Genomic DNA, 21,670 nt, shown 5'->3' with positions numbered 1-21,670 from the left:
ATTAGCATGTAAACGTAGTAAATTTACTTCAAAAATGATACAAGAGATTATTGAATATAAAAACATATTAGCTGCTCTGGAAGAACTAATTGATAATTCTCCCTATAAAAAAGGTTTTATCATCAAAGAAGTGGGTTTTTCCTCACCTACATTTTACAGAAAGCTGAAAAACCTATCTTTTACGCCTGATGAAGTACTAAGTATAGTGAAGATAATAAAACCGAACGAAGCTTTTAAACATGAATTATTAGCTGAGATTGAACAAGGAAGAGCTGACATTAAGAATGGAAACACTATGACTTCCGAAGATGTCAGAACCGCGATGAGACTGAAAATAGAATCTTACCAATAAGGTTTTTTATAATTGTTCCACATTCTTAAAATAAATATTTTTTCATTTCTAATCTCATACATCATATATATTTGAGGCACTACTAATCTTTTATAAAGATTCAAATCTTTATCGTAGATACCTATTTCTGGATTTGTAAGAATAAGCTTTTCAATTTCCAACACCTTTTCTTCGTAAGCCAAAACCACATTTATATTCCACTCATCAAGTAGATATTCAATATTATCGAGATTATCAATAACTGCGCTATTTGTCCAAATGATTTCCATTTAATAACATTGAAACAATTATGTTTTTATCTTTTAAGAAAAATAGATTGATTTCCATTTAATAATTCCTTTCAATAAACTGCATTGCATTTTGATGCATAACAGACTCAATAATTACTTCCGCTTCAATTCTATTGAACTTGTTCAGCAGGGTGTTGTTTTTTGAAATATATGATTTTGCGTGATTTAACAGTTCTTCGCTTAAGTCCTTCATGTTTTCGGCAGTCCAAAGCCCGTTGATGGGGTTTACAATTCCGTCAAAATCACTACCAATGCTCTGAATTCCCCAACAAAATAGACCTTCCTTGTCAAGCACTTCTGCAATATGCACTACTTGCCGCCAAACCAATAAAGCCTTCTTTCTAAGTTGCCTTCGTTTATTCGGAAAAAAAACCTTGCTATCATTTATGGCTTTGGTGCTTCCTATGCGCCGTACATCCAACTGTATCCCGAGTATCCCACTGCTCCGGGCAATCCGTATCAATTCGTCATCATAAAAATTTATATCAATATTGCAAAACCACTCCGCGTGTTCTGGAAAATCTGCTTGATCCTTTTGTACAAAGGACCGTTTTCCATTACAACACGCGTGGCTGGCAATAATCGGTATTTTCTGGGAGACATATTTTGTATCGAGCAACTTATAATACGATTTCCGAGAGGAAGTGCTCATATGTTTTACGTCTATTGGAATTCTTTTGCCCTCCGTATTGTCAAGCAAAAGATCAATAGCTTCATAACCTAACTCGGTAATACCACTATCTAATCCTCGATTTTGATTTTTTTTCAGCATCCCAATAGATATGCTTCTGGAGTGACCACACATTTCATTGTAAAAATGATGTGCCAAGGTTAGGAAAAGGGGGCGGTGTTCCCAGTTTTTGATTGTTTTAATATTACCTAAAACCTCTGTACGACTGGCCATGTCTTTATTCATCTCAATACCAGTGTTAAAACTATGGCCACCTTCGATGGTAATCAGGATATTTATTATTTTCTTTGAATCTGTTTCTTGTGAAAAATTAGTTTCAATTTCATTAAAACTTCTTATCAGTCTATACGTGTAAATAACTCCGTCAATATTTTCAACTTGATTGTGAAGCTGCTGATAATAATTATATTCATCCATCAAATCGACAAAATAATCTTTGTTGCTTCTAATATAATCCATTCGCGATTGGCTAATACTTGCCGCAAGATTCACCAAAACATCGGTAACACCCTTAATACCAATTATCTCTTTTCCGAAGAAATGCTTTTCAAAAGGATAAAGCGCTACAACAACAACTTTGGTTTTAGATTTGGCAAGTGCGGTAAGATCAGTTTGGGTAAACTTAGTAAGCGTAACCAATCTGTTTAAGAACTTTTCCAAAAAATTGGGCGGACTATAGTGCCAAATGGAGTTTTTTCTATTTGGATCTAAAGCGTTCTTTTTGATAGGTTTATATTTAAAACTCTTGCTATAAGGCTTTAAGGATGGGTGGCAATGTATATCAACATAGTTCATTTTTACACGGGGGTATTTATCAATCTATAAAGTTGCAATAAATCTCAAAAGCATAAAACAGGATTTTTCCTGTTTTATCAAAAGGAAAATGCCCCTTTTTTAAAGGGGCATTTCACAAAAATATATTTAGAAAAAGTGTTTAGAACTGATATCTCGCGGAAAGACCAACATCAAAACTGACATTTTCGCGATATCCAAAATTCGCTTGAGGCCTAAAATCAAAAGAAACAAGCAGCGGAAAATCAAAGCTGTATTCAATACCAACATCTCCAGTTATAAAAGCAAAAGCTTCTGATTTATCATCTCTTCTATATGGAGGATAATCATTATAATCATAACTAACCAAACCAACACCAGCTCCTGGGCCTGCATACCAATTAAAGCCGCCATCAATATTCCAAATCCATTGATAGATCCCTGTTAGTTTCACTGCATCCCAATAACGTTTGCTGTGCCAAGCTAAGCCAAGTTCTAAACGATTATTATCGCCCAAAGCACGTTGATAATTTACTTCTGGTCCAAAACCATCGCTTTCGCTAAGACGAAGACCGATAGCATTCTTTGAAATCTCCTGCGAAGACGCTTGCCATCCAAAACCTGCGATAAGCAGCACAATTAAAATTGATTTTTTCATTTAAATTTTGTTTTAATTCAAGGCTATCTCCTTTTAAATTACATATTTTAAAAAGTAAACCCTCTGTTAGTTAATAATATGTTACTTAAATTTATTTTCTAATAATAGGATGTAAAAATACTTGTAATAATGGGCGCTAATCGTTAACACGAAGCTAATCTCAATACTAAATTTTACAAAGTTTTGTTAACGAAGTTTTTTACATTTACATAATTGAAATGAAAAAGCAACTCGACGATTTTAAAAGGCTATTTAATGGCGAATTTTTTACAGATTCGCTTCATACTTCATTGTATGCCACAGATGCTTCAGTATATAGAAAAATCCCGCTCGCGGTTGCATATCCAAAAAATGAAAGAGGAATAAAACAACTGCTTTCATTTGCCGAAACAAACTACACCTCTCTTATTCCTAGAACTGCTGGTACTTCTCTTGCTGGGCAATGTGTGGGTGATGGAATTATCGTAGATGTTTCAAAACATTTTACCAAGATCCTTTCCCTGGATACAGAGAAAAGAACGATAACTGTTCAACCTGGAGTAATTCGAGATGAGCTTAATGCTTATTTAAAACCCTACGGACTTTTCTTTGGCCCTAACACTTCTACCAGTAATCGCTGTATGATTGGCGGAATGGTAGGTAACAATAGTAGCGGCACGACATCTATTCAATATGGAGTGACTCGTGATAAGGTGCTAAAACTGAAAACGCTGCTCTCTAATGGTGAAGAAATTGTTTTTGAAGTAATTTCAAAAGAAGAGTTTATTGAGAAAACGCACTCGAATTCTTTGGAAGGAAATATTTATAAAACGCTTTACAACGAATTGATCCCCGAAGAAGTACAGGAAGAAATCCGAAATCAATTTCCCAAACCAGAAATTCACCGAAGAAATACGGGATATGCAATTGACAGTTTGCTGGATACAACTGTTTTTGGGGAATTTGAAGAAGAAGTCAACTTGTGTAAATTGCTCTGCGGAAGTGAGGGCACGCTGGCGTTTACTACGGAAATAACCCTTCAATTGGATCCATTACCACCAAAGTTTAGGGCAATGATCGCAACACATTATAACTCATTGGAAGCCTGTCTAAACGATGTTGTAATAGCTATGCAACACAATTTGCATACTTGCGAAATGATGGATAATATAATCCTCGATTGTACCAAAAAAAGCAAAACCTACGAAGCTTATCGTTTTTTTGTAAAAGGCAATCCGAAAGCGATTTTATTGCTCGAATTAAAAAGCCCTTCTGAAGAAGATTTGGAGAATCAGGTCAATGATTTATTGGAATCGCTAAAACTTTCAAATTATAGCTATCACAATCCTGTTTTAAGAGGAGACGAAATTGAAATGGCACTAGAACTTCGGAAAGCTGGTCTTGGTTTATTGGGAAATATGGTCGGCGATAGAAAAGCAGTCGCTTGTATTGAAGATACCGCAGTAGCGCTGGAGGATTTATCGGCCTATATTAAGGAGTTTTCCACTTTGATGAAGAAGTATAATCAAGAGGCAGTTTATTATGCACACGCAGGAGCGGGAGAGTTGCATTTGCGCCCCATCTTAAACTTAAAGAAAGAAGAGGATGTTGATTATTTTAGAAAAATCACAACGGATGTAGCCATGCTTTGTAAAAAATACAAAGGATCATTTTCTGGAGAACATGGTGATGGCATTGTTCGAGCAGAGTTTATTTCCTTAATGATCGGGGAAAAGAATTACGAGCTTTTAAAACGAATCAAAAATGTATTCGATCCACAAAACATTTTAAACCCCGGGAAAATCGTTGATGCCTTTAAAATGGATGAATCCTTGCGATATGAAATTGGGCGAAAAGAGCCAGAAGTGAAAACACTTATGGATTTCAGTGATTATCAAGGCATACTTCGACTGGCTGAAAACTGTAATGGCAGCGGGGATTGTCGGAAAACAGCAGATGCTGCGGGTGCGATGTGTCCCAGTTATCACGCTACTAAAAATGAAAAAGATACCACTCGTGCTCGTGCAAATGCATTACGTGAGGTTTTGACCAATAATCAAGCTGTCAATAAATTCAATTCAGAAGAATTAAAAGAGGTTTTTGATCTCTGTATAAGTTGCAAAGCTTGTGCAAGCGAATGCCCCAGCAACGTAGATATAAGCACTGCAAAAGCGGAGTTTTTATATCAATACAATAAAGCGAATGGCGTTTCTTTTTCCAATAAAGTCTTCGGAAAAAGTACAAAATTGAACAAAATGGCTTCGAGAGTTCCCAAGCTTTCCAATTGGTTTTTCACGAATTATTTCACCTCAAAAATCATTAAGAATATCGCTGGCGTTCATTGTAATCGCTCCTTGCCACCTGTTTCAACAAAAAGTTTTAATACATTAGTTAAAAATACTGTAAATCAATATGATGCGATTAAAACAGTTAGTAGCAAAAATCTAAAAAACATCTTGTTGTTTATAGATGAATTCAGCAATTATCTAGATGCTGAAATAGCAATGGACGCGTATCTACTTTTAATAGGATTAGGTTATAAAGTAACAATTATTGACAGCTTAGACAGTGGTCGCGCTTTGATATCAAAAGGTTTTTTGGAAGAAGCGAAAAAGGAGGTCAATATAAACGTTGCATTTTTAAAAGAAAAAGTTTCAGAATCAACTCCCTTGATTGGAATTGAACCTTCCGCAATTCTTTCCTTTCGTGACGAATATATACGATTGGCAGACGAAAAACCATCGGCAGAAACAATTTCAAAACACACGTATTTGATAGAGGAGTTTTTATCAAATGAAATTCAACGTGGAAATATTTCCGCAGCACAATTCACTTCCGAAGAAAAACAGATTAAAATACATTCGCATTGCCATCAAAAGTCTTTGAGTAATCAAAAGGTGACCTTTGATATTTTAAACCTTCCTAAAAACTATAAACCAACTATCATTACGTCTGGGTGTTGTGGAATGGCAGGAAGTTTTGGTTATGAAAAAGAACATTATGATGTCAGTATGAAAATAGGGGAGTTGAAGCTATTTCCCGCTGTTAGAAAAGCTTCCGAAGATACTGTTATATCAGCCAACGGAACGAGTTGCCGTCATCAAATAAAAGATGGAACAGGAAGAGAAGCGCTCCATCCTGTTACGATTCTAAAAAATGCGCTGTTGAAAAAGTGATGGTTTGATCCACGCCCCATGACAGATTAAGCTTATAATGAAACTGATTTTGTATATTTATAGGTAAGTTGCAGCCTGAAAAGGAAGAAAGATGCCCATAGAAAACATCCCTCAAATTTATCTTGACGATAAAAAGGAAACCCCAGATTTATTTGTCTATGACTTTAAAATGACCAGCGATGTGGTTAAAAGCAAGGTGAATTTGGGAATGAATATGTTTAGCTTTCTGCAAGTTGGTAAAAAGCAAGTTCACTTTGCTGGAACGTCAGTGGCGGTAAACAAAGATCAATCATTGCTTCTCAAAAAAGGCAATTGGCTATGGACGGAGTTATTGGAAGCAGAACCCAGTTATTACTGCAAGCTCTTCTTTTTTTCACAACTAAGACTTGTTGAATTTTTAGAAAAACATACCAATAATAAAGATGAAGTAGAGGATGAAGATCCTTATTTTATAATAAGAAATAATGCGTACATTACTTCATACTTAATTTCATTATCGACCATTAGTATCGCTCCCTCGGTTTTTTTGATGAACCTTCATTCCATATGGTTCTAATAATTAATGCTTTACCTTCTTCAGAAATAAGTCAGAAGATTTGAATTGTATTTGTATTCCTTAATAATTAGTGAGAACTCAGCTTTTAAGAAAACGGTTGAGAGTAAAATACAATCCAATTTAAAATTAGAGGAAATCGCTTTTTTATGCAATATGAGTGTATCTACTTTTCAGCGCAATTTCATCAAAGAATATAAAGCTTTTCATGGGAAATGGTTTCATTAAAAAAGGCTCCAAAAGGCAAAATAATTGTTGCAAACAAGCGATTTAAAGCATCTGATATTTATTTGGAGATTGGCCATAACAATCTTTCCAACTTCAGTGTAGCTTTTAAAAACAAGTTCGGAATTAGCCCTACCGATATCTTAAATTGAAAATATCAAGATTATTAGATATTTTTAAGTAACCAGTTTTTCTTTCATTATTTTATTCACTACTAAAGAAATCGCTCCATCGCCGGTTACATTACAAGCGGTACCAAAACTATCCATAGCAATATATAGGGCGATCATTAAGCCCATCATCTCCTCGTTAAAACCAAGCATAGATTGCAAGATACCTACAGCTGCCATAATTGCCCCTCCAGGTACTCCCGGTGCAGCAATCATGGCGATTCCTAGAACAAAAATAAATCCCGCAAAGAGCGTAAAGGTAAATGGCATTCCATGTAAAATCATTAATGCCATAGCGCAAGCGGTAATTTTCATAATACTACCCGATAAATGAATGGTGGCACATAAGGGAATAACAAAGCCTGCAATTTTTTCTGAAACCCCATTCTTTAAGGTCTGTTCTAAAGTTACTGGAATGGTTGCTGCCGAAGATTGTGTTCCCAATGCTGTAAAGTATGCGGGCATCATTGTAGCCAATAACTTGAGAGGGTTTTTCTTCGTAAGAATTCCAGCAATAGTGTATTGTAGCAATAAAAGTAAAATATGCAAGGCGAAAATAACTCCTATAATACTTATAAAGACAGATAGAATTGAAAATACTTGTCCGCTAAAAGACATACTAGTGAAAATACCTAAGATGAAAAGTGGTAGGAGCGGCACAATTACGTTCTCTATTAATTGCATTATAATTCTCTGAAAGTCATTGACTACCAATTTTAAGCTGGATTTCTCCTGATAAGAAAGCCCTAAACCAATAACAAATGCAAGCACCAACGCGGTCATCACATCTAATACAGGAGGTATATTGATGCTGAAATACGGTGTTAATTCACGACCAGCATCCGCAATTTGTGCTGCTTCATCAACGTGCGATTCTAAAAGCTGTGGAAATATATTGGAGGCTGTAAAATACGTCATAAAGCCCGAAAATAAGGTGGAGCCATAAGCAATAGCAGCAGTGAGCAATAACAACTTACCTGCACCTTTACCTAAATCAGCAATGGCGGGCATTATTAAACCCATTATAATTAACGGAATAGCGAAATTTAAAAACTGACCAAAAAAAGCATTAAAGGTGGTAAATATTCTGTTTACGGATTCAGGTAGATACTGTCCGAAAATAATACCTAAAACTATGGCAAGAAAAACTTTAAATAATAAGTTTGAAAATAAACGCTTCATATTATATGCTAATTGACAAAAGACGATAACGTCTTATATATGATTCTTTTTAAGTGCGCTAATATACAGCCAAAGTAGGGAAGAGGCTTTTTATGGATGGACTATTTTTTTAATTAACACACTTAATAGCTTACTATATTTTCCTTCAATTTCTCATCGATTTTTATAAATGAAATCATTTTTGAGTACAAGTCAATTAATATTCCAAAATAAAATACATAAATCATTGCCTCACAAACACTTATTTTTTTATATAAACCTTTGATATCTAAAAAACATCAAATTGACCTTTTTTCATAGCTTATTGAACTGTTTTAGTAAATATAGACCTTAGCCTGCATTGTACATTTGCATTATAATTAGAAACAATACTAAAACAGAAAATCATGAATATTACATTAGCACAAGCAGAAAAAGCAATCGCAGCAGCAAAAGAAAAAGCAACTGCAATAGATACTAAAATGAATATTGCAATTGTAGATGCAGGCGCAAATTTAGTAGCCTTTGGACGAATGGACGGGGCTTGGTTAGGTTCGCTTGACATTTCTATCAAGAAAGCTAAAACAGCACGTTTCTTTGATATGAACACAGGAATAGTAGGGGAATTATCTCAGCCAGGAGGATCATTATACAACATTGAACATTCAAACGGAGGTTTAATCACTTTCCCAGGAGGTATTCCAATTAAAAACGAAAACGACGAAATCATCGGTGCCATTGGCGTAAGCGGAAGTTCCGTTGAAAATGACCACGCAGTTGCTGAAGCTGGAGCATCAGCACTTTAAAAAATAAAATTTTATTATTTGAGAGGATAATCGGTTTCGATTATCCTCTTTTTTATATAAAAGGTTTATCCTTGAAACTACTTTGGATCCAATTGCTAAAAGTGGGTGTAGAAGTTGCTGATAAGGTAGAATAAACACTATAATATTTGTAGCTTACAAAATTTTTCGAGAAACAAGAAAATCCTAGAAATCATAGACCAAGAGTTGATTATATTTAAACAAACCCATAACTGAGACTACAAATTATGAAAAGTGATAACCTAGAGAAACATCATTTAATAATTGGAGCAGGTCCTGTTGGGCTAGCAGTTGCAAAATCTTTTAAAGAAGCCCGAATTCCTTATCACCAAGTAGATGCCGATGATGATGTTGGAGGAAATTGGTATCACGGCACCTACAAATCTGCACATATTCTATCCGCGAGAAAAGTAATGGAATACCCTGATTTTAAAATGCCCGAAGATTATCCAGACTTCCCGAGTAGTGGACAGATGTTAGCTTATTACCAAAGCTATGCATCACATTTTAATCTAACTGAATCCATTCAATTCAACACGAAGGTAATCCATGTTAATCCTATAAACGAAGATCTATGGGAAGTAACTTTTGCAAATAATACAACCCGAGTTTACAAAGGGGTAATTGTTTGTAATGGACATCATTGGAGCAAAAACTATCCTGATTATGAAGGTGAATTCACTGGAGATTCTTTTCATTCCAAGGAATATAAATCTACTGATCAATTAAAAGATAAAAGGGTTTTGGTCATTGGAGCTGGGAACTCTGCTTTCGACATTGCATCTGAGTCAGCACGGGTAAGTTCCAAAAACTTTTTAAGCGTTAGACGCGGAATCTGGATTTTTCCAAAAACTTTTATGGGAAAACCATTAGCATCTTTACAAGTACCGCCAATACCTGATTGGTTGCGGGAGGGATTAATAAAAATAATGCTTAAGCTTACCATTGGGAGCCATAAAGAATACGGCTTACCTAAACCTGAATCTAAAGTTTTTGATCGGCATCCAACAGTAAATACGGAAACCCTCATGCACGTAAAACATGGCAGAACCATAATCAAAGGTGCGGTTAAAAGATTTTTAGGCACGCAAGTAGAATTTGAAGATGGGAGTATTGAGGATGTAGATACAATAGTTTATGCTACAGGCTTTAAGACTGATTTCCCCTTTCTTCCCAAAGAACTTTGCCGCGTGGAAAAGGCACATGTAAAAGTTTACGGTTTTAGTATGTACGATACCTATAAAGGACTCTATTTAGTTGGATGGATGCAACCAAGAGGTGGCGTAGGATCTCTGATTACGCCTTACGCAAATTTATTAGCAAGTTTTGTTAAACTTCAAGATAAGGTAAATTGTCCTGTTGGCATGATACTAAAAGAGCGGGGAGAACCGCTACCAACCAGTCATTTATTTGGAGGTGCCCAAGTGATAAAATGGATTGAAAAGACCGAAAAAATAATGGATAAGCTGGAGAAGGAAGGATTAAAATTAGATAGTAATCTCAATGGGTTTACGAATAAACCTTTAGAATATACTTCTAGACCTCTCCAAAAAGAGATGCAAGTTTATTAATTTACAAATTTAACCCTTCTAGCGTTCAAAACGCTGTAAGGGTTATCGAGCAGTAATTTTAAAAGGTTGAAAGCTTAGCCAGAAGAGGTAAAGCTTTATAAAGGCTCTATATAATTTTATTTTATTTCATAATTCCCTTAAGTCATGGTCCATTTAATTTTTGATTCATTTTAATCGTGATTTCCGTCTTGGTGGACAGTCTTAGTTCATTTTAAAAAAAATTTCATAAATTTTTGAACCTGAAACCTTGAATTTTGAATTTGAAACCTTGAATAATTAAGTCCGAAAGTTTACATTTGTTGAAAAGCAACCTATGGCGGGCAATTCCTTCGGAAAAATCTTTAAACTTACCACCTTTGGCGAATCTCATGGACCTGCGATTGGCGGAATTATAGAAGGTTGTCCAGCAGGGCTTTCGTTGGATTTCGAAGCCATTAATACCGAAATGCAACGTCGCAAACCCGGTCAGTCCAGTATAGTCACCCAACGAAAAGAAGAAGATGAAGTAAAGTTTCTTTCGGGAATATTCGAAGGAAAAACTACCGGAACGCCAATCGGTTTCACCATTGAAAACACCGATCAAAAAAGCAAGGACTACAGTCACATTAAAAATATCTACCGTCCTTCACACGCCGATTATACGTATGATAAAAAATATGGAATCCGAGATTACAGAGGTGGCGGACGCTCCTCAGCCCGCGAAACTGCTTGTAGGGTAGTTGCTGGCGCTGTAGCAAAACAACTTCTTAAAAACCCGCCTGCCGGACGGGCAGGTATCAAAATCACCGCTTATGTTTCTTCCGTAGGCGAAATGGAGCTCAAAAAGCACTATTCCGAAGTCGATTTCTCAGAAATTGAAAAAAACCCCGTACGATGCGCCGATCCCGAAATGGCGGCGAAAATGGAAGACTATATAAAATCAATTCGAAAAGAAGGCGATACCGTTGGGGGCATCATAACTTGTGTTATTCAAAATGTGCCTATTGGCCTCGGTGAACCTGTTTTTGACAAGCTTCACGCCGAACTTGGCAAAGCAATGCTCTCCATAAATGCCGTAAAAGGTTTTGAATACGGAAGTGGATTTACTGGAACGGCTATGAAAGGCAGTGAACACAACGATTCTTTTAATACGGATGGAAGTACAAAAACGAATTATAGCGGTGGAATTCAAGGTGGAATCAGTAACGGAGAAGATATCTATTTTAAGGTAGCCTTCAAACCCGTTGCCACCATAATGCAAAAACAAGTATCCATAGATAGCGAAGGAAATAAGGCAATAGCAGAAGGCAAAGGCCGCCACGACCCTTGTGTGGTTCCGCGGGCTGTTCCAATTGTTGAGGCTATGGCCGCCTTGGTCTTGGCCGATTTTTGGTTGTTAAGTAAAGTTTCAAAAATTGAAGGAAGCTAGATCACGGATGACAGAAAAAAACTGACGACCAACAACAAGTAATAATACCATAATTAAAAACCTAGCATCCAAACTCTAAAATCTAAAAATGAAAAAACTCGCACTACACTGGAAAATCATCATTGGATTGCTTTTAGGAATAATCTGGGCCTTACTTTCCAGCAAGTTAGGGTGGAGTGAGTTTACCATAGATTGGATTGCTCCTTTTGGAACGATTTTTATCAATCTTTTAAAATTGATTGCAGTTCCTTTGGTATTGGTGTCAATTATAAGTGGTGTGGCTAATATTGGTGATCCGTCCAGCTTGGGGCGAATGGGAGGGAAGACCTTGTTGGCTTACTTAATTACTACACTCTTTGCCGTGAGCATGGGGCTTTTGCTAGTGAATACGATACAACCAGGGAAGCTAATTGATGAACAAAGCAGAATTGACAATAGAATAAGTTATGAGGTTTGGGCTGCTTCGGAAGGCCACGAAATAAAAGATGGAATACACTATTTACAGGATCCAGAATTCATGGAGCGCGCTCAAAAGATTACAGATCTTTCAAGAGCCGAATTAAAAAATACAGTAGTTGCCGAAAAGATGGAAACTGCTCAGAAGACGAAAGAAACCACTCCGCTCCAACCATTGATAGACATAGTACCAGAAAATTTCTTCTTTTCACTGAGTGACAATGGTTTAATGCTTCAGATTATTTTCTTTGGAATATTCTTTGGAGTTTGTCTTTTACTGATACCAAACGAAAAATCAAAGCCTGTTACAAACTTTATGGACGGCGTCATGGAGGTTTTTCTTAAAATGGTCGATCTGGTAATGCAAGCCGCTCCTTTCTTTGTCTTTGCATTATTAGCTGGGGTAGTCAGCAAAATGGCAGGAGACGATATTGGTAAAGTATATGAGATTTTTAAAGGTTTAAGTTGGTATTCCTTAACTGTATTCTCGGGGTTGATGTTAATGATTTTTGTAATCTACCCATTAATTCTAAAGCTATTTGTTAGAAAAATACCGTACAAAGGTTTCTTTAAAGCCATGGCTCCCGCCCAAACATTGGCATTTTCAACCTCAAGTAGTGCTGCTACCTTACCAGTAACCATGGAATGTGTAGAAGAAAATCTTGGTGTAGATAAAAAGATAACCAGTTTTGTTTTGCCTATTGGCGCCACTGTAAACATGGATGGAACCTGCTTGTACCAAGCCGTTGCCGTGGTTTTCCTCGCACAACTGCATATGATAGATCTTACCTTTGGGCAACAATTGACCATCGTGCTAACTGCTACCTTAGCCTCTATTGGCTCTGCTGCAGTTCCAAGTGCTGGTTTGGTTATGCTAATCATTGTTTTGGAATCTGTGGGGTTAAATCCAGCTTGGATTGCCATAATTTTTCCAGTAGATAGAATTCTGGATATGTTCCGTACGGTTGTAAACGTTACCGGTGATGCTACAGTTTGTTCAATAATTGCAGATGGGGAAGGAATGATGGATTACGATCCTAAAGAAAATCCTTCCGAAACTTTTGACATGGATTCTTAAAACTACTGACTCATAGCTTTTTATAAAATTAAATCTGCCTTAAATCTTACAATTTATTTGGTAGAAGAAATTTTATTGATTATTTTAGCATATAACTCCCTGAAAAATAGAGCAATATCTGATTTTGAACCAATGCCTTCTTCGCATTGTAAATCAAATTGTTATGGGAAAGTTATTCTTGTTCTTCGGGATGGCATTGTTTGTAACGATGTCTTATTGCCAAGTTGGGATTGGCACAACCACACCTTCACCTGCTGCTATGTTAGAAGTTAGCAGTACTTCAGATGGTGGCTTAACCTATCGTGGTTTTATGCCACCGCGGGTGCCTGATGTTGCAGCGCGGAACTTGATAAATCCAAGCTTTTCAGATGCAGGATTGTTGATTTATTTGAGCAGTTCTGGTTGTCTACAGTTTTGGACAGGACTAATTTGGGAAAATATAAAATGCGCCACTGATATTTCAACCCCTCCAACCTTATTGGGAACTCAGAATTTTGAAATAGTCCCAGTCATACCGGAATTACCTGTGACTGGCATAAATACATCGAATTATTTTATCGATAGCGGTCCATTTCCAGAAGGCCTTCCAAATTATAACAGTGAGGTTAGAGGTTATGGAATTAATAGTGGTACTACTGAACTCACTTTTGGCCCTCTAGATGCTTCCTTATTCTCTTTTCTTATAATTCGATTTCACTTGGCTTCATTCTCAAAATCCAGTAACCAAGGAGCGGATTCAAATGATAGTGTAATATTAAGTGTCAGCAATAATGGTGTAAACTATATAGAAGAAATAAAAATATTGGGATATAATAATAGTCGCTGGGGATTTAATAATAACAATCTTGCTATTGCTAATTCTAGTGGTAGTGGAAATCCTACTATTGTGCAATCTACGGGTAATTTTGATTCAGGCATAGGTAAAGTTGAACTGAAAAATATACCAACGAGTGCAAATTTTTCATTCAAAATACATTTGAAAAATGATCTCAATGACGAAATATGGATTATTGATGATGTAGAAGTACTTGGATTATAGGGTCTAATAACGGTCTCACTATCTAGACAATAGAAGTAAATCAAAGAAACTTCCCCTTCAATTCCTCCGTAGGAATCATACAGCTCTCCTTTTTCCCAAACCATTTATAGCGGTTGCGGGCAATATAATCGTAAACTGCATTCCGAATGAATTTCGGCACTATCATAAACCCAAAAAGTAGGGGATAGGCACTGCCCATATGTTTAGCAATATGAAGTGCCGCCGAAGATTTTTCATAATGTTTATCGCCATCAATCAAAATAATGGAATCTACTTTTGTTCTATCAATATTATATTTCGAAGTTAACTCTTGCCCAATTTCACTTTGAAGCGCGGCAAATTTGAAAATGTTCTTATTATCTTTTTTAATAACAAAATTGATAGCGCCATTGCAGAGATTGCAAACGCCATCAAACAGGATTATCTTGTAATTTTTAGACATACTTAAAAATAAAAAGCACTAAAAAATAAATTCCAAATTTCAAGCACCAAATTACAAAGAAAGAACAATTAACCAATTTCAAAATTTATCAACTTTAGCTTTTTGATTTTTGTGATTTGAGTATTATTTGGAATTTGGGATTTGTTTATTGGAATTTTTGTTCCTATACTTTTTCCAATTCCGTCAAACTCACATTGGTTTTAAACATTCCATAGTTCACAAATGCCTTGGTTTTTTCAATCGTGTCAATCGTGCCAATTGCTCGGCCGTCTATCATTCTAACTCGATCCCCAACTTTTAGAGTTACTTTCGGCTTTGGTGGTGGAAGTTTCTTCGCTTTTTCTTTTTCTTCTTTTTTGCGCTCTCTAATTACTTCTACCTTTTTCTCAACTTCTTTAATAACTTCTTTCTCCTTAACTTTTACAGCCTTTTTAACCTTGGGTGCCAGTTTCTTTCGTTTGCTGTTTTCAACCATAACAAGCTTCATCAATTCATCAATCAGATGTTTCTTCTGCTTGTTGTTGAAATATTTTTCAGAAAGTGTATCCAGCTTTTTTCCCAAACTGATGAGTTTCTGATTGGCATCAAACAATTCCTGATAACTCTCCAATTTCTCCTGAACGCGCGCATTCACTTCTTCCAACTGTTTGTTTTCAACACGTGCTTTCTGCTCCTCAGTTTTTAAGGACTCTGATGTTTTCCGAAGATTGGAACGTTCTTTTTGAAGATTGGCAATAGTTTTATCAAAACGCACCTTTCCGCGTTCTATTTTTTTCTTTGCTCTATTGATTAAGCTGTAAGGAATACCGTTTTTTTGGGCGACTTCAAAGGTATAACTGCTTCCGGCTTCCCCTAAATGTAGCTGATAAAGTGGCTCCAAAGACTTATTGTCAAAAAGCATATTCGCATTGATTGCATCTGGAAGCTCGTCTGCCAATAGTTTTAAATTGGTGTAATGGGTGGTGATAATTCCAAAGGCATCGCGTTCATAAAAGACCTCCAGAAAAGTTTCGGCCAAAGCGCCTCCAAGTTCGGGATCGCTTCCTGTTCCAAATTCATCAATCAAGAAAAGTGTATTTTTATTACACTTTTTAAGGAATTGATTCATCTTTTTTAAACGATAGCTATACGTGCTTAAATGGTTTTCAATAGACTGATTATCGCCAATATCAGTTAAAATTCGTTTAAAGAAATACATTTCGCTTTGCGGATCCACAGGAATAAGCATGCCGCTTTGTAGCATAACCTGGAGTAAACCAACAGTTTTTAGAGTAATACTTTTTCCACCGGCATTTGGCCCGGAAATTACGATAATTCGTTTGTCGGGAACTAGTTCAATGCTCTGCGGAAATGTTTTTTCCTTTCTTTTATTGTTTGCAACAAGCAAGAGCGGATGATAGGCATTGTGGAGTGAAATCCGTTTTTCCGAAGCTAGGATCGGGAGGACGGCACTTATTTTTAAAGCGTATTTCGTTTTGGCGTAAAGCATGTCTATTTTAATCAAATAATCTTGATAACTTTCCAAAAGCAACGCATGTGGTCGGACAAACTCAGTCATGGCTTTTAAAATTCGCTTTATCTCTTCATCTTCCTCATAAATTAGATTACTGAGCTCGTTGGCATATTCCAAAGTTGCTTGCGGCTCAATATAAACGATGCTTCCCGTTTTTGAACTACCCATAACGGCACCTTTCACTTTTTTCCGGTGCATTGATTTTACGGCAAGCACTCTTCTATTGTCAACAACAGATTCTCGGATTTCATCTAAATAATCACTTTGCACGTATTGTGAAAGCGCTTTTGTAAACGAGGAATTTATCTTTCCTTTTACAACATTCAATCTTCTGCGGATGGTGCCGAGTTCATTGGATGCCTCATCCTTTATATCACCATATTTATCGACGCGTTTATTTATTTCGTCGGAAATGATGGAAGTGTAATTAACCTCTTCGGAAAATGAATTTAAGTGAATATAGAATTCCTCGAATTTCTTAAAAAATTTAAGTAGAATCCGAGTGGTTTCAGAAATGGAGAGAATCCTTCTAAAGCCTGAAATTTCTAGTGTACTGTTTTCAATATCTAATAAACGAAGTTCTCTAAAAATAGGATCGAATCCATGATTTGGAATTCTGTTGTCTCCATCAAAGGAAGCCGTAAACTCTTTAACCCGCTGTAATTCGGGCTCAATTTCGGCAAAATCCTGAAATGGGGTTATAGCCAATACATTTTGTTGGCCGGGTTCAGTAACACAAAATTCCGAAACTTGCCGCAGCACCGAAGGGAATTCTAGGTCTTCTAAAGTTTTATTGTCTATACGCGCTTTCCGCTTTATTTCCATTAATTTTACTTTTTCAGCAATCATACAAAAGTAAGAATAATGGAACTAACAATTGAGTCTGGATGGAAGGCGATTTTAAAGGAAGAATTCGAAAAACCATATTTTAAAGATTTGGTTGAATTTGTAAAATCTGAATACGACTCTAATACATGTTTTCCTCCAGCTGAACAGATTTTTTCAGCATTCAATAAGACGCCGTTTGATGAAGTGAAAGTTGTAATAATAGGACAGGATCCTTATCATGGACTTGGGCAATCGCACGGTTTATGCTTCTCGGTTGGTGAAAATGTTAAGATTCCGCCGTCACTTAAAAATATTTTTGAGGAAATAAGAACTGATATTGGTACTTCAGTTCCCAATAATGGATATCTAGAACGTTGGGCACGTCAAGGGGTTTTATTATTAAATGCAACTTTAACCGTGAGAGCACATGAAGCTGGAAGTCATCAAAAAAAGGGGTGGGAAAAATTTACCGATGCTGTAATTGAAAAATTATCAGATGAAAGGGAAGGGATCGTTTTCTTGCTATGGGGTGGTCCTGCGAAAAAGAAAGGAGCCAAAATTGACACTTCTAAACATTTAGTTCTCAACAGCGGTCATCCATCGCCATTAGCAGCAAATAGAGGCTATTGGTTTGGAAACAAACACTTCAGTAAAACAAATGAATATTTAAAAAAAATAGGGAAGAAGCCAATTGAATGGTAATCTTTAGATGAGCTCAAAATCTTATCTCAAAGATTTTATTTCGACTCTTCTCAGCGGATTAATGGAATAGAAATGGGGGTTTTCTATTCTTCTTCTGGCACTTCAGACTCCGTAGCATCATTACAGCTAAACTGCAATAACAAGAAGTTTGTTACCAACAACGCTCCCAAAACGATTAAAAAAGTAGTCATAATAGTTGTTTTTATATAAACAAGATGCAAGTTCTACTTTCGGGTTGCGTAAATTTTAAGATATTTTTTAGAAACTATATAAGATATTGGTTCTCTGTACTTTATTTTCAATTAATTCTAGCTCCAGCAATTTTTGCTGAATATTTTCCAACTCATTTGAAGTAAGTTGTCTATCTGCCCACTCTGTTAGTGAAAGCCATTCACGAACATCCTCTATTTTTTGTCCATAACGTTTGGAAATGATTTCATCAACATTAGGAAGTGTTTTAAAGTTCTCGGTTACAGAATTTATAACTTCTAAAATTGACTTAACACTATCCTCTTCATTCTCTAATATATCATTGCGAACGGCAATCACAAAACTAGGCCAAGGAGTAGGGGACTCGCCGATTAAACGGAAGGTGCCATTATCTACGTGCGGTTTGGTCATAAACTTTTCCCACATAAAATAATCGCCTTTTCCTTTTGGAAGCCCGTCCAAAGCACCATCTAAATCTTGGATTACTTTAAATTTTAGATCGTTTTTTAAATCCCATTCGTGACTTTCGGCATTTACAAAAGCCATTAAATGCGAGCCAGAGCCATAACGACTAATTGCAGCATCGGTTCCTTTTAAGTCGCCAACTTCTTCATATTCTGAAGTAGTAGCAACGTGAATTCCCCAAAGTAAAGGCGATTTCACAAAGACTTGTACAATTTTGCTGTCGTTTCCATTAATAATGTCGCGAACCATTCCTTCGGTAAGGATTACGGCCATATCAATTTCCTTATCGCGTAATGCTGTAGCCATTTGTCCCGTTCCGCCGGGATAATCTTTCCAACGTAAGTTGATTCCTTTTTCTTGAAATTTTTTATCGCGAAGTGCGATATACCAAGGTAGATTGAAGTGTTCTGGCACACCACCAATTAAAAAGTTTTTCATTCCGTAATTTTTCCTAATGTATATTGAATAAGGGCATCGATAGTTTTTGATGCATTCTTGCTGAATGTTCCCCTCGCGCGGTTGGCAATAATGGCATTCATGGAAAGCGCTCGATGTCCAAGAAGCTTCGCCATAGCGTACATTGTGGCGGTTTCCATTTCTAGGTTTGTGATTTCTTTATTTTTATAACGAAAGGAAGTAAGCTTCTCATTTAGCTTGGCATCCTTCAGTTTCGCCCGAAGCACCCTTCCTTGAGGACCGTAAAAACCGACATTCGTGATGGTTATCCCTTCAAGTGTTTTTTCTGAAGATAATTTTTTCAACAAAGTTTTATCTGCTTCCACTGCATAGGGAACAGAATTGTCCGGATTCCATTGGGTATGTTCAATAAACGATTGCGCAAAATCACTCATAAGGATTTTATCGGTATTGTCGTAATAGTTCATTACGTTATCCAAGCCAATTCCCATGGTGCTTATTAAAAAGCTATCAACTTCAACTTCAGGAGTTAGTCCGCCGGCAGTACCGATTCTAATAATTTCAAGTGACGTCAGCTTTTTCTTTACTTGCCGTTTTTCAAAATCGATGTTAACCAAAGCATCGAGTTCGTTAAAAACAATATCTATATTATCCGGTCCGATCCCAGTAGAAATAACGCTTATTCGCTTTCCTTTATAAGTTCCCGTGTGGGTTTTAAATTCCCTGTGTTCTGCTTTAGCTTCAATTGAATCAAAATATTTTGAAACCTTTTCCACGCGTCCAGGATCACCAACCGTTATAATAGTTGTTGCCAATTGGGAAGGAGCAAGGTCTAAATGATAGATTTTACCTTCAGGGGTTAATATGAGTTCACTGGGTTTTATGGTTTCTTGTTTCAAGTTTCTCGTTAAGTTTATGTGTTTAGAAGTTTAGAAAAATAAACATTGTTTTCTATAATTATCAAATGCTATCTTTTTATCGCGCAAAGACACCAAGACGTCAAGCTATTTTTTAAGTTTGACTACTGACTACTGACTACTGACTACTGCCACTTCTTTTACCCTCCAACGCGTTTCACTTTAAAGCCTTTATCTTTTAAAAACTTCATAATCTTATCGCGATAGTCACCTTGGATAATAATTTGTTCATTCTTAAAACTACCGCCAACGCTCAATAACTGCTTTATTTCCTTGGCGAGGATTTTAAAATCGCTATCAGCACCGGTATATCCTTCAATAATAGTTGTAGGCTTGCCTTTTCGCTTTTCATATTTACAAATCAAAGGATCGTCCTGCATCCAAACTGTAGGTTCGTCTTCCGTTTCGGGAACATCTTTAGGCTCGTGTTCGGGAAATAAGTTTTTTAATTGGTCTTCTAGAGAATTCAATGTTTCAGGTTTCAGGTTCAACTGCATACTGCCACTGGCAACTGCTTACTTTTTTATGAGTCCAATTTCCACCAAACGTTGGTGCAGAAATTCGCCAGCGGTAATATCGTCATAGGCTTTTGGGTGATCGGCGTCTATACATTCTTCCAAACAGTTCAACTTCATATCGCTTCGCGGGTGCATAAAGAAAGGAATAGAGTAGCGTGGGCTTCCCCATTGTTCGCGTGGCGGATTTGCAACACGGTGAATGGTGGAGCGAAGTTTATTATTGGTTAGTCTTTCAAGCATATCGCCTACGTTTATAACCAGCTCATCTTCATTCGGGATTGCATCCATCCATTCGCCATCTTTTCGCAAGACTTGTAAACCGCCGGCGGAAGCTCCCATCAACAAAGTTATCAAGTTGATATCTCCGTGAGCACCTGCTCTAACAGCTCCTTTGGGCTCTTCGGTGATTGGCGGATAATGGATTGGTCGTAAAATGCTGTTGCCATTAGCTGCCCAATGATCAAAGTAAAATTCATCCAAGCCTATATAAAGAGCCAAGGCGCGAAGTACGTAAACTCCCGTTTTCTCAAGCATTCTGTAGGCTTCCATACCTGTGTGGTTGAAATCAGGAAGTTCGCTAACTTGAACATTTTCTGGATATTCTTCAGATAGGTTTGCATCTTCTGTTGCCTCTTGTCCAAAATGCCAAAACTCTTTTAAATCGCCTTTCCTTCTTACCTTTGGCGTGTTCTTTTCCGAAGCTAACATAGCCCCGTTGTCCACCAAGGCCTGGGATTTCATATTTTTCTTTAGTTTCAACAGGAAGAGCGAAGAAGCTTTTTATCTCCTTATAAAGCTCTTCGACCAATTGATCGCTGAGGAAATGATTCTTAAGGGAAACAAAACCAATCTCTTCATAAGCCGAGCCAATTTCATTTACAAATTTTTGCTTCCTTTTAGGATCTTCAGAAAGGAAGTCGGCCAAATCTACGCTGGGTATATTATTCATATATTTATCATTTATACTTAAAAGTATCGAATTTATAGAATTAGGACGTAAGACAAAAGACATAGACCAAAAATCAACAGCTATTAACTTGCCTTTAAGTTTAAACCTATTTTTTTCTTCGCCAAAAATCTTTTAGCTAGCCAATTTTATAAATTGTTAAACAACTAAGCGCATTATTAATTTAGCTTACAAAGATACCAAAAATGAGAAAGTTTTTCAGAAGATAATACTTGTCTTAATATTTCCTTTAACAAGAGGTTTTTTCTACTTTTGAACTTACAATTTCATTATGGTTAAACCCATGATT

19 protein-coding genes and 1 pseudogene are annotated in these 21,670 nt (G+C 36.5%); 10 read left to right on the top strand and 10 right to left on the bottom strand.

All coding sequences use genetic code 11. From position 1 onward, the window contains the following. Positions 1-34: 34 nt before the first annotated feature. Complete coding sequence (locus G440_RS0102730; RefSeq protein ID WP_026449898.1) at positions 35-352, top strand: hypothetical protein; 318 nt, start codon at positions 35-37, stop codon at positions 350-352. Here the strand turns inward: G440_RS0102730 and G440_RS0102725 are convergent. The 3 genes from G440_RS0102725 to G440_RS0102715 all read right to left on the bottom strand — a co-directional run bounded on the left by G440_RS0102725 (position 343) and on the right by G440_RS0102715 (position 2,762). Beyond that, positions 343-621: a type II toxin-antitoxin system RelE/ParE family toxin gene (locus tag G440_RS0102725; RefSeq protein ID WP_026449897.1), complete on the bottom strand. Its 279-nt coding sequence runs from the start codon at positions 619-621 to the stop codon at positions 343-345. The two genes, G440_RS0102730 and G440_RS0102725, sit on opposite strands and share 10 nt — an antisense overlap. A gap of 58 nt (positions 622-679) precedes the next feature. Further along, on the bottom strand, positions 680-2,128 hold the full coding sequence (locus tag G440_RS19330; protein WP_051285108.1) for an amidohydrolase family protein: 1,449 nt from the start codon (positions 2,126-2,128) through the stop codon (positions 680-682). Between the two features lie 139 nt (positions 2,129-2,267). Next, the gene (locus G440_RS0102715) at positions 2,268-2,762 is read right to left on the bottom strand and encodes a hypothetical protein (RefSeq protein WP_026449896.1); all 495 of its coding nucleotides are present in this window, start codon (positions 2,760-2,762) and stop codon (positions 2,268-2,270) included. A gap of 218 nt (positions 2,763-2,980) precedes the next feature. On the opposite strand from G440_RS0102715, the gene G440_RS0102710 reads away from it, so the two are divergent. The 3 genes from G440_RS0102710 (at position 2,981) to G440_RS21635 (ending at position 6,847) form a co-directional block, all read left to right on the top strand. Further along, positions 2,981-5,917 (top strand): FAD-binding and (Fe-S)-binding domain-containing protein, encoded by a 2,937-nt coding sequence (locus G440_RS0102710; RefSeq protein WP_026449895.1) that lies wholly within the window; start codon positions 2,981-2,983, stop codon positions 5,915-5,917. Positions 5,918-6,008: 91 nt separating this feature from the next. Then, positions 6,009-6,473 (top strand): hypothetical protein, encoded by a 465-nt coding sequence (locus G440_RS21640; protein ID WP_342663950.1) that lies wholly within the window; start codon positions 6,009-6,011, stop codon positions 6,471-6,473. A gap of 212 nt (positions 6,474-6,685) precedes the next feature. Continuing rightward, on the top strand, positions 6,686-6,847 hold the full coding sequence (locus G440_RS21635; protein ID WP_342663949.1) for a hypothetical protein: 162 nt from the start codon (positions 6,686-6,688) through the stop codon (positions 6,845-6,847). Positions 6,848-6,871: 24 nt separating this feature from the next. Here the strand turns inward: G440_RS21635 and G440_RS0102700 are convergent, their stop codons facing one another. Next, positions 6,872-8,047: a dicarboxylate/amino acid:cation symporter gene (locus G440_RS0102700; RefSeq protein WP_026449894.1), complete on the bottom strand. Its 1,176-nt coding sequence runs from the start codon at positions 8,045-8,047 to the stop codon at positions 6,872-6,874. 386 nt (positions 8,048-8,433) lie between these two features. Between G440_RS0102700 and G440_RS0102695 the strand changes: the two genes are divergently transcribed. The 5 genes from G440_RS0102695 to G440_RS0102675 all read left to right on the top strand — a co-directional run bounded on the left by G440_RS0102695 (position 8,434) and on the right by G440_RS0102675 (position 14,402). Further along, a complete protein-coding gene (locus tag G440_RS0102695; protein WP_026449893.1) occupies positions 8,434-8,832 on the top strand; it encodes a GlcG/HbpS family heme-binding protein in 399 nt (132 codons plus the stop codon). A 245-nt stretch (positions 8,833-9,077) separates the two neighbouring features. Beyond that, a complete protein-coding gene (locus tag G440_RS0102690) occupies positions 9,078-10,421 on the top strand; it encodes a flavin-containing monooxygenase (RefSeq protein WP_026449892.1) in 1,344 nt (447 codons plus the stop codon). 313 nt (positions 10,422-10,734) lie between these two features. Beyond that, complete coding sequence (gene aroC, locus G440_RS0102685; RefSeq protein WP_026449891.1) at positions 10,735-11,829, top strand: chorismate synthase; 1,095 nt, start codon at positions 10,735-10,737, stop codon at positions 11,827-11,829. Between the two features lie 88 nt (positions 11,830-11,917). Continuing rightward, positions 11,918-13,363, top strand: coding sequence for a dicarboxylate/amino acid:cation symporter (locus G440_RS0102680; RefSeq protein WP_026449890.1), 1,446 nt, complete (start codon positions 11,918-11,920; stop codon positions 13,361-13,363). A gap of 163 nt (positions 13,364-13,526) precedes the next feature. Further along, positions 13,527-14,402, top strand: a complete 876-nt coding sequence (locus G440_RS0102675) for a hypothetical protein (RefSeq protein ID WP_157417836.1) — start codon at positions 13,527-13,529, stop codon at positions 14,400-14,402. Positions 14,403-14,442: 40 nt separating this feature from the next. Here G440_RS0102675 and G440_RS0102670 read toward each other — a convergent pair whose 3' ends face one another. Beyond that, on the bottom strand, positions 14,443-14,844 hold the full coding sequence (locus G440_RS0102670; protein WP_026449888.1) for a thiol-disulfide oxidoreductase DCC family protein: 402 nt from the start codon (positions 14,842-14,844) through the stop codon (positions 14,443-14,445). Positions 14,845-15,007: 163 nt separating this feature from the next. Next, positions 15,008-17,182 (bottom strand): endonuclease MutS2, encoded by a 2,175-nt coding sequence (locus tag G440_RS0102665; protein WP_026449887.1) that lies wholly within the window; start codon positions 17,180-17,182, stop codon positions 15,008-15,010. Between the two features lie 39 nt (positions 17,183-17,221). Between G440_RS0102665 and ung the strand changes: the two genes are divergently transcribed. Continuing rightward, positions 17,222-17,887, top strand: coding sequence for a uracil-DNA glycosylase (ung, locus tag G440_RS0102660; protein ID WP_026449886.1), 666 nt, complete (start codon positions 17,222-17,224; stop codon positions 17,885-17,887). 258 nt (positions 17,888-18,145) lie between these two features. Here the strand turns inward: ung and G440_RS0102655 are convergent, their stop codons facing one another. The 4 genes and pseudogenes from G440_RS0102655 to G440_RS19320 all read right to left on the bottom strand — a co-directional run bounded on the left by G440_RS0102655 (position 18,146) and on the right by G440_RS19320 (position 21,363). Beyond that, the gene (locus tag G440_RS0102655; protein ID WP_026449885.1) at positions 18,146-19,000 is read right to left on the bottom strand and encodes a substrate-binding domain-containing protein; all 855 of its coding nucleotides are present in this window, start codon (positions 18,998-19,000) and stop codon (positions 18,146-18,148) included. Beyond that, positions 18,997-19,878, bottom strand: coding sequence for a nucleoside phosphorylase (locus G440_RS0102650; protein ID WP_026449884.1), 882 nt, complete (start codon positions 19,876-19,878; stop codon positions 18,997-18,999). The genes G440_RS0102655 and G440_RS0102650 overlap by 4 nt, the downstream gene beginning before the upstream one ends. Positions 19,879-20,036: 158 nt before the next feature. Beyond that, positions 20,037-20,393: a translation initiation factor gene (locus G440_RS0102645; RefSeq protein ID WP_051285104.1), complete on the bottom strand. Its 357-nt coding sequence runs from the start codon at positions 20,391-20,393 to the stop codon at positions 20,037-20,039. A gap of 18 nt (positions 20,394-20,411) precedes the next feature. Further along, positions 20,412-21,363 (bottom strand): annotated as a pseudogene (locus G440_RS19320) (isopenicillin N synthase family dioxygenase). Positions 21,364-21,670 lie beyond the last annotated feature (307 nt).

It is taken from the genome of Aequorivita capsosiphonis DSM 23843, from assembly GCF_000429125.1.
In the GTDB taxonomy this organism is placed as follows: domain Bacteria; phylum Bacteroidota; class Bacteroidia; order Flavobacteriales; family Flavobacteriaceae; genus Aequorivita; species Aequorivita capsosiphonis.
This window is presented reverse-complemented; position numbering and strand designations above follow the sequence as displayed.